Source organism: Lentzea guizhouensis (genome assembly GCF_001701025.1).
Classification (GTDB): Bacteria; Actinomycetota; Actinomycetes; order Mycobacteriales; family Pseudonocardiaceae; genus Lentzea; species Lentzea guizhouensis.
Genome location: NZ_CP016793.1, coordinates 9,362,220 through 9,374,819 on the forward strand (window position 1 = coordinate 9,362,220; position 12,600 = coordinate 9,374,819).

Sequence of the window (12,600 nt, forward strand, 5' to 3'; positions counted from 1 at the left end):
TCCCCGACCGGAGGTCACCCCGTGATCACCACGACCAACCGGACCGGCCTCGCCAGGACGATCCTGGTCGCCCTCGTCGCCCTGGCCGGCACCGCCAGCGCCGTCCGCGCGCTCAAGCCCGCGTGGGAGGTGCCGCTGCCCACCGAGGCGAACCTGCCGGAAGAGCGCATGCAGGACTTCCGCGACGCTTTGTACTTCCCCATCCGCGAGTTCCTGGCCGGCGGCAACCCGTACGACCCGGCGGTGATGTTCGCGAACTGGCCGGTGCGGCAGAACTTCAACCTCTACCAGCCGTACCACCTGGTGCTGCACATGCCGTTCGCGCTGCCGGACTACCGGGTCGGCGCGGTGGCGTTCGCGCTGGCCTGCGTCGTACTGCTCGTCGGGCTCGCCCTGCTGGCCGCGCACCGGGCCCAGCTCCCCCTCGTCGCGGGCACCACGGTGGTCGCCACGCTGCTCATCACGAGCCAGGTCGGCAAGGCCCAGGTGTACATCGGCCAGGTGAACCCGCTGATCGCGGTCGGCGTGGCCGCGGCGTTGATGTTGCGCGGGAGCCATCCCGGCTGGGCGGCGGCGGCACTCGCGCTCGCCTGGTTGAAACCGCAGTTCGGCCTGCCGCTGGCACTGCTGATGTTCGTGCGCGGTGACCGCAAGGTGGCGCTCATGGGCACGGCGATCGCCACGATCGCCAGCCTGCCGGTGGCAGCGGTCCTGGTCATGAAGGACGGCGTCGGTGGGTTCCTCGACGTCATCGGCCGCAACCTGGCCTGGGCCAGCAGCACCGGCTACGGCGCGGTCGACTCCATGACGGCACAGCGCATCGACCTGCCCGCGGTGCTCTTCCGCACCACCGGCTGGCTGCCACCGGCGGCCGAGCTCATCGCCCTCATCGGCGTCCTCGCGGTCACGGCGTTGCTGGCCCGCCGGCTCGACCAGACCGACGGCACCGCGGCGGCGGACGTGCTGACGTGCCTCGGTGTCGTCGTCGCGCTGGTGCACCAGCCCGGTGACGTGCTGATCGCGGTTCCCGCACTCGTCGCGCTGGCCGTCGTGTGCTGGCGGAACCGGCAGGACCGGCACTGGTGGTGGGCCGGAGCGGCGGCGCTGCTGCTCGTCGTGCCGTTCGCCCACCTGTACTTCGTCGACACCGCGGTGAAAGCGGCCCTGGGGGCACGGGCGAGCGTCACCCTCGACGGGGCGGCGGTCGTGGCGGCGTGGCTGGTGCTCGCGGTGTTCGCGGTCAGGCACGCCCGGCGCGTCACATGACCGACGTGGCGGTGCGGGGCTCGTTGTGGCTCTTCGCGGTCAACCTGGTGAGCAAGAGCAGCCAGATCGTCGTCACGCTGGCGCTGGCGCTCTTCCTCACCGAGGCCGACCTGGGCGCGGTGGCGCTGGTCGTGTCGATCGTCAACATCGGCCAGGTCGTCCAGGCCATGGGCGTCTACGACATCATCAGCCGCACCGGACGGGACCCGAAGACGACCGCGGGCACCGTGCTCACGATGAGCGTCGCGGCCGGAACCGTCCTGGCCGTCGCGGTGATCAGCGCGGCAAACCCCGTCGCGCAGGCGTTCGGGGCCCCTGACGCCGCCGGGCTGCTGAGGCTCGCGGCGCTCACGCTGCCGTTCACCGCGGCGGGCGGCGTGCAGATGGCCTTGATGCACCGCGACCTCGACTTCCGGCGGCGGATGCTGCCGGACGCGGGCGGCATGCTGCTCGGTGCGGCGGTGACTGTCACGCTGGCCGCCCAGAGGGTCGGGCCGACCGCGTTCGTCCTCGGCCTGCTCTGCACGGCAGTGGCGCAACCGGCGCTCGCGGTCGTCGCGGGCGCGCGGATCCGGCCGGTCTGGGACCGCGAGGCTGCCCGGGAGGCCGCGGGCTGGATGGCCGTCGTCGGCCCCGGCGCGTTGATCGCGGTGCTGCTGATCAACGTCGACTACCTCGCCATCGGGCACGTCCTCGGCCCGGAGGCGGTCGGCGGGTACTCGCTCGCATTCCGGATCGCCTGGGTGCCCTACATCATGGTCGCGGTCGTGCTGGGCGGGGTGCTGTTCCCGATCTGCGCCGCGCAGGTCCGAGGTGGACAGCGCGACGAGCTGCCGGAGACGCTGCACCGGTTCACGACGGCGACCTTGGTGGTCACCGGTGGCCTGTACGTCACGGTCGCGCTGCGGCCCGACGGGATCACGCTGCTCGGGCAGCAGTGGGCGGACGCCGCGCGGATCCTCACCCCGTTGTGCGGCTACGGACTCGGGCTGGGGCTGCTGCACGTCTGGTACCAGGTGATCAGGGCGGCCGGCCACGCCCGCCAGTACCTCGCCCTCGAAGCCGCCCACCTCGTCACCCTCGTGACCGCGCTGGTCTTCACGACCGCGCACGGACCTCAGGCCGTCGCGGTCACCCAGGCCGTCACGGTGTGGCTGCTGGTCCCGGTGACCTGGCTGGTGCTGCACCGCAACGGCCTCGCCGTCCCCCTCCCCCGCCTGGCCCGCACGACCGCCACGGTGGCGGCCGGTGCCGTCACGAGCCTCGCACTCAGCACGGTCCTGCCGGGCCCCGCGAGCGTCCTGAGCCTCGCCGCGACCGGTCTCCTGCTGCTCGCCGCCTACTGCGCGGTCGTGCTGCCCCTCAACCGCACCGTCCTCATCGGACTCAAGGAGCGCACGTGAAGGTCGTCCACGTGACGCAACCGGTCGAGGCCGGTGTCGCCGTCGTGGTGCTGGAGCTCGCCCGCGCCCAGCTCGACCGCGGCTGGGACGTCGTGATCGCCTGTCCCGCGGACGGATGGCTCGCCGACCAAGCAGAGGAACGTGGAATCCCGGTCCTCGACTGGCACGCCACCCGCGCGCCGGGACCGAACACCGCACGCGAGCTGCTGTCCCTGCGCAGAACGCTCAGGAACGCCGACCCGGACGTCGTGCACCTGCACAGCTCCAAGGCCGGCCTGGCCAGGCTGGTGCTGCGCGGTCGCGTGCCCACCCTGTTCCAGCCGCACCTGTGGTCGTTCCGGATCGCCGGCGGACTGCTGCGCACCGCCTGCCACCGCTGGGAGAGGCTCGCGTCCCGCTGGACCGACCTGCTGGTCTGCGTCAGCGACGACGAGCTCGCGGCCGGCCGCGCCACCGGGGTGACGGCGGAGGCCGAGGTCGTGTGCAACGGCGTCGACACCCGGCAACTACGTCCACGGCACCACGAGCACGAAGCCCCGACCGCGGTGTGCGTCGGCCGCATCGCCCACCAGAAGGGCCAGGACCTGCTGCTGCAAGCGTGGCCGGAGGTGGTGCGCCGAGTCCCGGACGCCCAGCTGCTGATCGTCGGCGACGGACCGATGGCCGAAACCCTGCGAGCACAGCACCACCCGAGCGTGTACTGGCACGGCCACAGCACCGCGGTCGCCGACTTCTACACCCGAGCCGACGTCGTGGTGCTGCCCTCGCGCGCCGAGGGCATGGCGTTGGTCCCGCTGGAAGCCATGGCGTGCGGCCGATCCGTGGTCGCGTTCGACGTCGAAGGCGTCCGGCAGAGCATCGGCGACGCGGGCGAGGTCGTGCCCGCGGGCGACGTCACCGCGCTGGCGCAAGCGATTGCCCTGCGCCTCACCGACCGCGAGCTCGCCGCCGCCGAGGGAAAACGCGGCCGCCTCCGCGCCGAGAACCTGTTCGACCGCGAGCGCATGACCGACCGGATCGTGACGCTCACCGAGCAACTGCTGTCCCGGAGAGGACGAGAATGACACGGATCGCCTACCTGCTCACCCAGGACAGCGGGGGCCCGGTGGATGTGACGGTGCGCCTGGCCGCCGCGCTGGCCAAGTCCGATGACGCCGAGGTGCGGGTGTTCGGCCCGCGGCCCCGGCGCGGTGCGGAGCTGGTCGACCCGTACTTCGAGGAGATTCTGGTCCCCAGCAAGGGCGACATGCGGGCGGCCCGGCAGGCGCGCGCGGCGATCAGGGCGTGGCGCCCGGACGTGGTGCACGCCCAGGACCGGCGGTCGGGACTGGTCAGCGCCGGTCTCGCGACCGGGGGCACCAAGATCGTGCACACCTACCACGGCGTGCCCGACGACGTGGACGAGGCGTGGTTCCGGTGCGTGCGGGGGTCGATGCCGCCGTCGCCGTACACCCGCGCGGTGCTCGCCGGTGACGCCGCGGTCGCCAGGGTCGTGCACCGGACCGTGGTCCCGGCCAGGGAGATGGGCCGGTTCCTGCGGGAACGCCTCTACGTGCCGCCGCACCGGATGACCCACATCGACAACTGCGTGGACGTCGGCGAGGCGCACCCACCCACGGCGCCCGTGCGCAAGCTCGCGTTCGTGGGCCTGCTCGTGGAACGCAAGGGCCTGCTGAACCTGCTGGACGCCCTGGAGACCACGATGCCGGCTGACGCCACGCTCACGGTCGTCGGTGACGGTCCACAACGGACGCAGGCGGAGGGCAGGGTGACCCGGCGCGGGCTGCAGGACCGGGTGCGGTTCCTCGGGTTCCGCACCGACGTCCCGGACCTGTTGCGCGAGCACGACGCGCTGGTGCTGCCGTCCACGATGGAACAGCAGCCGCTCGTCGTCGCCGAGGCCATGGCGGCCGGCAAACCGGTGCTCGCCACGGACACCGGCGGGGTCGCGGACATGCTGGGCGTGCCCGCCGACGACTGCCCGCGTGCCGGTGACGTGGCCGCGCTCGCGGCCAAGCTGGCCGCGCTGTTCGCCGACCCCGAGCCCGGCCGCACCGGCCAGGCCCTGGCCATGCGGGCGCGCGAACGGTTCACCCCCGAGGTGTGCGCCCGCCGCCACCTCGAGCTCTACCGCAAGCTCACTTCTTCGGCGCGTTGACGTAGACGGCCGCGTCCGCCGGAGGCAGGTCCGTCTCCGGCGCCACCGGCTCGCCCCGCAACGTCACCAGGCCCGCGGGCGGGGTCAGCCGCACGGCCGCCTTCGTCGGGTTCACCGCCACCCAGCCGTTGCTGAAGCGGCGGGTCCACGCCCCGCTGGGCAGCCGGTTGGCCGCCTCGACCGCCTCGCCCAGCCGCGCGTCCTGGTAGATCGACCAGTAGGGGCTCTTGTAGCTGGGGTCGGCCTGGGTCCAGCAGGTGTGCGGGCTCGCGAGCAACGCGGCGGAGGCGTACCCGACGCGTTCCTCCTGGTCCGACTTCGTGTGCGTGATCAGCAGCAGCCACGACTCGCCGAGCGCGGCCTGCGCGCGCTGCTCCTTGAACTGGTTGCCCTTGAACGTGATCAGCTCACCGGCGCCGTTGTCGCCGCGCAGGCCGAAGTTCTCCTCCATCGCCCCCGAGTACCGGGAGTGCGCCGACCAGCGCCCCGGCGTCAGCTGCGACTCCGAGACGTTGGGCACCAGCATCTTCCCGGCCTTCTCCAGCGCGTCGCCGGAGAGCTGCAGCAAGCCGTCCAGACCTTCGCGCAGCAACCGGTCGGTGCCCGCGGTGTCGGACGTGCCCGCGATCACCGCGGGCGAGTAGTAGCGCAACGAGCTGAAGTCGTTGTCGGCCAGCACGCCGTCCCAGCCCTCGCGCACCACCTCGGCGACGACCGCCTTGGTCCAGGCCTCCTGGTAGGCCTTGTTCCACACGGTCATCTGCCAGTGCTTCGGGTAGCCGGCCCACTCGATGCGCTTGCCGTTCGTGTCGGTCGCGAACCAGTCCGGGTGTTGCTGCTGCGCGGCGTGGTACCCGATGCCGGTGGGCAGGTACTTGGAGTCGCGGTCACCCTCGACCGCGCCGGCGTAGTTGCGGGTGCTGGAGAAGTCCTTGTACACCAGCACCTTGACCTTCGGGTTCAGGTCGTGCAGCCGCCGCATCGCCGAGGTCTCCCAGGCGTTGAGAACGACCACGTCGTAGTGCTTGGCCGCCTCGCGGATCTCCCAGGCCGCCGGCGAGTCGCCGATGCCGTACCACCACGCGCACGGCGCGAGCGGTTTCGGCACCGGCCCGGTGACGATCGGGTCGCTCGCCGCGCTGACCGAGCACGCGGTGGACAACAACACGAGAACAACGCCGGCGAATCGACGGATCAGCGATTTCTGCGACAACACAACTCACCTGCCGTCATCAGTAGAATCCTCAGGTCGAGCCACAGCGACCAGTTCGCGATGTAGTAGTTGTCGTATCGAGACCTGTCGGCGATCGAGGTGTCACCCCTCAACCCGTGCACCTGAGCAAGTCCCGTCAGTCCGGTGGGAACGCGATGGCGCGCCCAATATAGCTCGTGAATTGCGGAGAACTCGCGAACGAAACCGGGACGCTCCGGGCGTGGCCCGACCACGCACATGTCGCCGCGCAGGACGTTCCACAGCTGGGGCAGCTCGTCGAGGGAGGTGCGGCGCAGGAACCGGCCGACCGGGCCCACCCGCGAGTCGCCCTCGACCGACCAGCGCACCTGGGAGTCGTCCTCACCCGACTGGCGGACGCTGCGGATCTTGTAGAGGACGAACGTGCGGTCGTCCATCCCCACCCTGACCTGCCGGAAGAACAGCGGGCGCCCGCTCTCGACCAGCACCGCGAGCGCGCACAGGCCGATCACCGGCGACAGCACGACCAGCGCGACCGCGGCCAGCACCAGGTCGGCGGCGCGCCGTCGGCCGCCGGCGCGGTGCTCACCAGGCCGACGACGGTGAGCAGCGCGAACGCCAGCGCCGTGCTCGCCGCCGACCGGGCAGGTCCTGCAGCCACGACAGCCACAGCCTCCTGCGGTAGAGCCGCCAGGCCGCCCTGATGCCGAGCACGGTGACCGCGATCCCGGCGGCCCAGGCCCAGCCGAGCCGGCGGTCCACGCTCCGCGGTCAGCGTGGCGGCGTCGGCCAGGCCGAGCAGCACGGCCACCGCGTTCACCCGGCTGAGCAGGTCTCGCGTCCGGCGGCGCCGCCCTCTGTCCTCGCGCCGCGGCGGGCGCCGGTGCTCAGTCCGCCCGACCTCGTCCGCCTGCGGTGGTGCGGCGGGAACGGCCACCGCCGAGAGTCGCCTCATTGAAGATCATCCGATCGAAGGAGTTGGGACGGCACAGCGACACGAAAGAGTTAACGAACGAGCGGAATTCAGCTCTTCGGGTATCAAATTTCCCTCTTCGGTGTGCTGAGTGAATGCGGTTGGTGAGCTTTCGGCGTACTACTTCCCTGATCTACGCCAGGGTCGTCTCAAAAGCTTTAGCACGTCGTGTCAATAATTCATGCCACCAACCGCGAGCCACCGAAGTGGGGGCATTGAGTGAGAGTCGGCGAAAACGGTGTCCGGCGATCGGCCGGGCAACCGGCCACGACCGTCCAGGCCGTGCAGACCGCAGGTCGTGCAGACCGCCCAGGCCCCGCAGGACGACGTCCGGCCGTGCGGCGACGTGCACGTCGTGCTCCCCGCCTACAACGAGGCGGCCGCGCTGCCGCCGCTGCTGCGGCGCATCGCCGCGGTCGAGCTCGCCGACCGGATCACCGTGTGGGTGGTCGACGACGGCTCGTCCGACGGCACCGGCGACTGCGTGGCGGGCGTGCGCGGGCTCGACGTCCGGCTGGTGCGCCACCCGGTGAACCTCGGTCTCGGCCAGGCCGTCCAATCAGGACTGCGGGCGGTGCTCGACGCGGCGGCCGAGGGCGACGTGATGGTCGTGATGGACGCCGACGACACGCACGACCCCGGCCTGATCCCCGCGCTGCTGCGGGAGATCGCGGCCGGTGCGGACGTGGTGATCTGCTCGCGCTTCGTCGGCGGCGGTGACGACTCCACGGCACCGCGCTGGCGCCGGGTGCTGTCGCGCGGCGCCCGCGTGGTGTTCGGTCGGGTGCTGCACTTCGACGGCATCCAGGACTTCACCTGCGGCTACCGCGCCTACCGGGTGAGCCTGCTGCGCAGGGCCGCCGCCCACTGGGGCGAGCGGCTGGTCGAGGAGCGCGGGTTCGCGTGCATGGTCGAGCTGCTGATGAAGCTGCGCCACTGCGGCCCGGTGGTCAGCGAGATCCCGTTCCGGCTGCGCTACGACCGCAAGCCCGGTTCCAGCAAGCTCCGGCTCGGCCGGACGCTGACCCAGTACCTGGTGCTGCTCACGCGTGACCGCCTCGCGCCCGTGCCCTACCGGAAGCTCTGATGGCCGTTCCTGTGCGCAACGTGGTCGTGATCGGCGGAGGTGTCTGCGGCCTCGCCACCGCACACCGGCTCGTGCGGGCCGGGCTGCCGGTGACGTTGCTGGAGAGCAGCGACCAGCTCGGCGGGCTCGGCACGTTCTTCCCGTCGCGCGGCCGGTGGGTGGAGCGCTTCTACCACTGCGTGATGCCGACCGACGACGCGTTGCTCGGCCTGCTGGACGAGGTCGGGCTGCGCGAGAGCATCGGCTGGCAGCGCACGACCATGGGAATGGTCGTCGAGGGCCGCCACCACTCGTTCAACTCCGCGCTGGACCTGCTGCGGTTCCGGCCGCTGAGCCTGGTGGACCGGGTGCGGTTCGGCGTGGTCTCGTTGCTGCTGCGGCGGTTGGGCAAGGGCGAGGACCTCGACCGGCTGCGCACCGAGGACTGGTTGCGCGGCCTGTACGGCGACGCGGTGTGGACCACGCTGCTCGCGCCGATGTTCGGTGCGAAGTTCGGGTCCGCGTTCGGTGACGTGCCCGCGCTGTACCTGTGGCAGCGCCTGGGCCGCGAGAGCAACGACTCGGTGCGCGGCTACCCGGTCGGTGGCTACAAGAGCGTGATCGACGCGTTGCGGGCGTCCATTGAGGACCGTGGCGGGGTCGTGCGCACGTCGGCTCCCGTTGCGCGCTTGGAGACGGCGGGCGACCGCGTGTTCGTCACGCTGGCGGACGGTTCGGTGGTCGAGGCGGACCACGCGGTCTCCACGGTGCCGCTGCCGGCGTTGCGCGAGATCGCGGACTCCTCGTTGGCCGCGCGGCTGCCCGAGGTCCGGTTGCGCTACCAGGGCGTGGTCAACGCGTTGTTCTTCCTCCGCAAGCCGTTGTCGGGGCACTACTGGGCGCCGGTGCTGCGCTCGGGCACGGACTTCGACGGCGTGATCGAGATGTCCGCGTTGTCGGGCACCGAACCGTACGACGGCCGGCACCTGGTGTACGTCATGCGCTACACCGACCGGGAGTCCGCGCTGTACCGCGAGGACCCGGACGCCATCGCGTCGCGGTGGACCTCGCAGCTGCTGGACCTGTACCCCGGTGTGGAGCCGGCGGACGTCGACGAGGTGCGCGTGTTCAAGGCGCCGTTCGTCGAACCCGTGTACCCGCTGGGCTACCTGACCGACCGGCCCGCCGTGGAGGTGCCCGGCACCCGGCTGCTGCTCGCCACCACCGCCCACGTCTACCCGAACGTCACCAGCTGGAACTCGAGCGTCGAGCTCGCCAACGCGGTGACCGACCGCCTCCTGCGCACCGCCAGGAGACCCACGCCTCAGGAGATCGACGCATGGTCAGCAGAATCGGCGCGGTGATCACCGCACTCACGGTCACCGCAGCAACTCTCGTGTCCTCCCAGCAGGTGCACGCCGGCTCGACCCAGCTGCTGCCCGACCTGCGGCAGGCACCGATCGGCTGCCCCGGCGGCTTCACCGGCAACCCGGCCTCCTGCCGGGACTGGGACGTCTGCCTGGTGCGGGACGCCTCGAAGCCCCGCGGCCAGTGCGCACCGGACGGCCGCGGCCGGGTCGAGGCCGTCCGCCTCCGGTTCACCACCTCGATCGACAACATCGGCGACGGCCCCCTGCTGCTGCACGCCCACCGCGACAACCACGACATGCCCACGATGAAGGTGCGCCAGGCGATCCAGTCCGGCGAGGACGGTTCCATCCCCCGCACCTACCGCGAGGCCAACCGGGAGACGTTCTCCAGCGCCTACTACGAACCCGCCGAGTCGCACGAACACTGGCACCTGCTCAACTTCGAGTACTTCCAGCTGCGCACCCCCGACGGCAACGTGGTCGTGACGGACCGCAAGAACGGGTTCTGCATCGGCGACCGCTACGACGTGCGCGACGACCTCCCGAACCGCCCGCTCGACCCGGCAACCCCCGCCGGCAACCTGGCAGGCCAGCTCAACGGCCACATGTGCGAACACCACAACCCGGCCGCACTGGACGTCATGTTCGGCATCTCCGTCGGCTCCGGCGACGACTACAAGCACACGGTCGACTTCCAGTGGCTCGACCTGACCAAGGTGCCGTCCGGCGTCTACGACGTGGTCAACGTCGCCAACCCCGACCGCGCCCTGCTGGAGAAGGACTACAGCAACAACGCGTCGTCGATGTCGATCTCGGTGCAGTGGCCGGGGGGAGCGACGAATCCACCGGCCGTGATCGACGCCGCGCCGGTGGTGAGGCTGCTGCGCAGCTGCCCCGGCCAGGACCGCTGCGCGAAGCGGGACAAGCAGGCGCGGTGACCGGGAACGTCGCTCGCACACGGTGATCGCGGGCACGGCGGGCACGGGCGTCACCCCGCTGGCGCGCCGACCGGGCCCGCTCGGCAGTTGCCCAGGCCAGGACCAGCACGCGAAGCAGGACAAGCAGGGTAGCCACGAACGTCGCCGACGGACGGTGGTCACGTGCACAGCTGACGTGGCGCCACCCCCGATGACGCGCCAGCCGCACGACTGCTGCGAAGCTGCCCGGCTAGAATCGGCGCTCCAAACGGGACAAGCAGGCTCGGTGACCGGAAATGTCACCGACAGGCGGTGAGCCTGGGCACGGCGGGCGCGATCGTCACCTCGACGGCACGCCGACCGAGCCCGCTCGGCAGTTGCCCAGGCGAGGCCAACGCGCGAAGCAGGACAAGCGAGGTAGCCACGAACGTCGCCGGCGGACGGTGATCACGTGCGCAGCTGACGCGGCGCCACCCGATGACACGCCAGCCGCGCGCCTGCAGCGAGCTGCCCGGCTAGAACCGGCGCTCAAAACGGGACATGCAGGCTCGGTGACCGGCAACGTCGCCGAGAAGCGGTGAGCGCGGGCACGGCGGGCGCGGTCGTCACCCTCCTTGGCGCTCCTACCGAGCCTGGCTGGGGCAGCTCCCCCAGCCAGGTCCAGCGCGCGAACCCGCGCCATCCAGGCGCAACAACCACGAACACCACCAGCGGCCCTCGACCCGCACGGCCGCCCTCCAACAACGTCACCACCCACTCCGGACACCGCCTCGCGGTCCCGGTACGAATACCGACACAAGGGGCGTCCGGACAACCGGGCGCCCCTTGTTTGCTTTCCCGCGAGCGCAATACCACACAACCAGTTAGCAGCGCAAACTACTCACTCTGCGAAACCACTCGCGCAACTAGCACAGCGCCACTCGGAACACAATTCGCCAGTTCGCGCAACCGAACACTGTTCGAGAAGCGCATTCGCGCTCACGTCAATAGGCCGAGTAGTGCAACCTTCATCACAGCGCAGAGTGCCCCATGCAACCCCCTTGGACCTTGACCTGGGCATGTGGTGAGTTGAGAGAATTCAGCGTCAGCCATTCCACTCCGACCGGACTGTGCCCTGCCCTGATTCCCCGGCCGATCAGGAGACCCTGTCTTGAGCACGGCAGACTTCACGCTGCGCGATTTCGCTGTTGGGCAACTGCAGAGCCTGTTGCGCGCTGTTGGATTGTCGGATTCGACGGGCAGTTCGAGCGAACTGCTGGGTGACGCATTGGGCCCCGGCGCACTGCGGCCACTGTCCGCCGATCCGTTGTGGCCCTCATTCGTCGCCGATGACCACACGCCTGTTGAATTCTCCGTCGCTTTGGGCAGGAACGAACGGCCGGCGGTCAGGATGATCGTCGAGTCGATCGCCGAGCAGCCGGACCGGCGGGCCAACCTGACCGCCGCGCTCGAGGTGCTCGACCGGCTCGCCGAGAAGCACCGGCTCGACCTGCGGCGGCTCGACCAGGTGCGCGACCTGTTCCTGCCGGAGGACCCGCAGGGGGCGTTCGCGTTCTGGTACTCGCTGATCGTCGGGATCGACGCGCAGCCGGTCATCAAGGTCTACCTCAACCCCGAGGTCCGCGGTCCCGGGCACGGCACCGAGCTCGTCCGCACGGCGCTGGACCGGCTCGGCCTCCACTCGGCTTTCCCCACGGTGGCGCGGCACGCGTTGCGACGTGACGGCCTCGACCGGTTCTCCTTCTTCGCACTCGACCTCAAGGACGACGACCGCGCGCGGGTGAAGACCTACGTGTCGCACGACTCCGCCGGGGTCGCCGACGTGCTGGCCGCCGCGGCCGCGGTGCCCGACGTGGACCTCCAGCTGCTGGAGGACGTCGCCGCGATCGCCGGTGCCGGCACCTCCACGTTCGACCGGCGGCCGCTGATGTCGGCCTACAACTTCATGGCCGGCGACACCGACCGGCCGGGTGGCTACTCGGTCTACATCCCGGTGCGCGACTACGTGCAGGACGACCTGGAGGCGTGTGAGCGCGTCCTCGCGGTCATGGCCAGGTGCGGGCTCGACCCGGCGCCGTTCGTGCTGGCGCTCGCGAGCATCGTGCAGCGGCCGCTCGGTGAGGGCGTGGGGCTGATCGCCCACATCTCGCTGCGCCTGGGCAGGCCGCGTCCCGGTGTCACCGTCTACCTGTCCTCCGAGGCCTACGACGTGACCCCTCCCCGAACCACAGCCATGTCGTTGTAGTGCCGCAGCA

Annotated in this window: 11 protein-coding genes; 8 read left to right on the plus strand and 3 right to left on the minus strand. The window is 70.9% G+C overall.

Annotated elements, in window-relative coordinates:
• Positions 1-21: 21 nt before the first annotated feature.
• The 4 genes from BBK82_RS44575 to BBK82_RS44590 are packed head-to-tail and all read left to right on the plus strand — an operon-like array spanning position 22 to position 4,827.
• A complete protein-coding gene (locus tag BBK82_RS44575; protein ID WP_237047929.1) occupies positions 22-1,266 on the plus strand; it encodes a glycosyltransferase 87 family protein in 1,245 nt (414 codons plus the stop codon).
• Positions 1,263-2,669, plus strand: coding sequence for an oligosaccharide flippase family protein (locus tag BBK82_RS44580; protein WP_065920300.1), 1,407 nt, complete (start codon positions 1,263-1,265; stop codon positions 2,667-2,669). The genes BBK82_RS44575 and BBK82_RS44580 overlap by 4 nt, the downstream gene beginning before the upstream one ends.
• On the plus strand, positions 2,666-3,733 hold the full coding sequence (locus tag BBK82_RS44585) for a glycosyltransferase (RefSeq protein ID WP_065920301.1): 1,068 nt from the start codon (positions 2,666-2,668) through the stop codon (positions 3,731-3,733). The genes BBK82_RS44580 and BBK82_RS44585 overlap by 4 nt, the downstream gene beginning before the upstream one ends.
• Positions 3,730-4,827 (plus strand): glycosyltransferase family 4 protein, encoded by a 1,098-nt coding sequence (locus tag BBK82_RS44590; RefSeq protein ID WP_065920302.1) that lies wholly within the window; start codon positions 3,730-3,732, stop codon positions 4,825-4,827. The genes BBK82_RS44585 and BBK82_RS44590 overlap by 4 nt, the downstream gene beginning before the upstream one ends.
• On the opposite strand, the gene BBK82_RS44595 is transcribed toward BBK82_RS44590, so the two are convergent.
• The 3 genes from BBK82_RS44595 to BBK82_RS44605 are packed head-to-tail and all read right to left on the minus strand — an operon-like array spanning position 4,808 to position 6,974.
• Positions 4,808-6,040, minus strand: coding sequence for a putative glycoside hydrolase family 15 protein (locus tag BBK82_RS44595; protein ID WP_237047930.1), 1,233 nt, complete (start codon positions 6,038-6,040; stop codon positions 4,808-4,810). The genes BBK82_RS44590 and BBK82_RS44595 overlap by 20 nt on opposite strands.
• Entirely contained in the window at positions 6,022-6,567 is a 546-nt protein-coding gene (locus BBK82_RS44600; RefSeq protein WP_237047931.1) for a sugar transferase, read from the minus strand. The genes BBK82_RS44595 and BBK82_RS44600 overlap by 19 nt, the downstream gene beginning before the upstream one ends.
• Positions 6,528-6,974 carry a hypothetical protein gene (locus tag BBK82_RS44605; RefSeq protein ID WP_154697878.1) on the minus strand — a complete coding sequence of 149 codons (447 nt, stop codon included), beginning with the start codon at positions 6,972-6,974 and terminating at the stop codon, positions 6,528-6,530. The genes BBK82_RS44600 and BBK82_RS44605 overlap by 40 nt, the downstream gene beginning before the upstream one ends.
• A 316-nt stretch (positions 6,975-7,290) precedes the next feature.
• Between BBK82_RS44605 and BBK82_RS44610 the strand changes: the two genes are divergently transcribed.
• The 4 genes from BBK82_RS44610 to BBK82_RS44625 all read left to right on the plus strand — a co-directional run bounded on the left by BBK82_RS44610 (position 7,291) and on the right by BBK82_RS44625 (position 12,590).
• Complete coding sequence (locus BBK82_RS44610; RefSeq protein ID WP_065920305.1) at positions 7,291-8,079, plus strand: glycosyltransferase; 789 nt, start codon at positions 7,291-7,293, stop codon at positions 8,077-8,079.
• Positions 8,079-9,422, plus strand: a complete 1,344-nt coding sequence (locus BBK82_RS44615) for an NAD(P)/FAD-dependent oxidoreductase (RefSeq protein ID WP_065920306.1) — start codon at positions 8,079-8,081, stop codon at positions 9,420-9,422. The genes BBK82_RS44610 and BBK82_RS44615 overlap by 1 nt, the downstream gene beginning before the upstream one ends.
• Positions 9,398-10,366 (plus strand): lysyl oxidase family protein, encoded by a 969-nt coding sequence (locus tag BBK82_RS44620; protein ID WP_065920307.1) that lies wholly within the window; start codon positions 9,398-9,400, stop codon positions 10,364-10,366. Before BBK82_RS44615 ends, BBK82_RS44620 begins: the two co-directional genes overlap by 25 nt.
• Before the next feature lie 1,285 nt (positions 10,367-11,651).
• On the plus strand, positions 11,652-12,590 hold the full coding sequence (locus tag BBK82_RS44625; RefSeq protein WP_418287551.1) for a tryptophan dimethylallyltransferase family protein: 939 nt from the start codon (positions 11,652-11,654) through the stop codon (positions 12,588-12,590).
• Positions 12,591-12,600 lie beyond the last annotated feature (10 nt).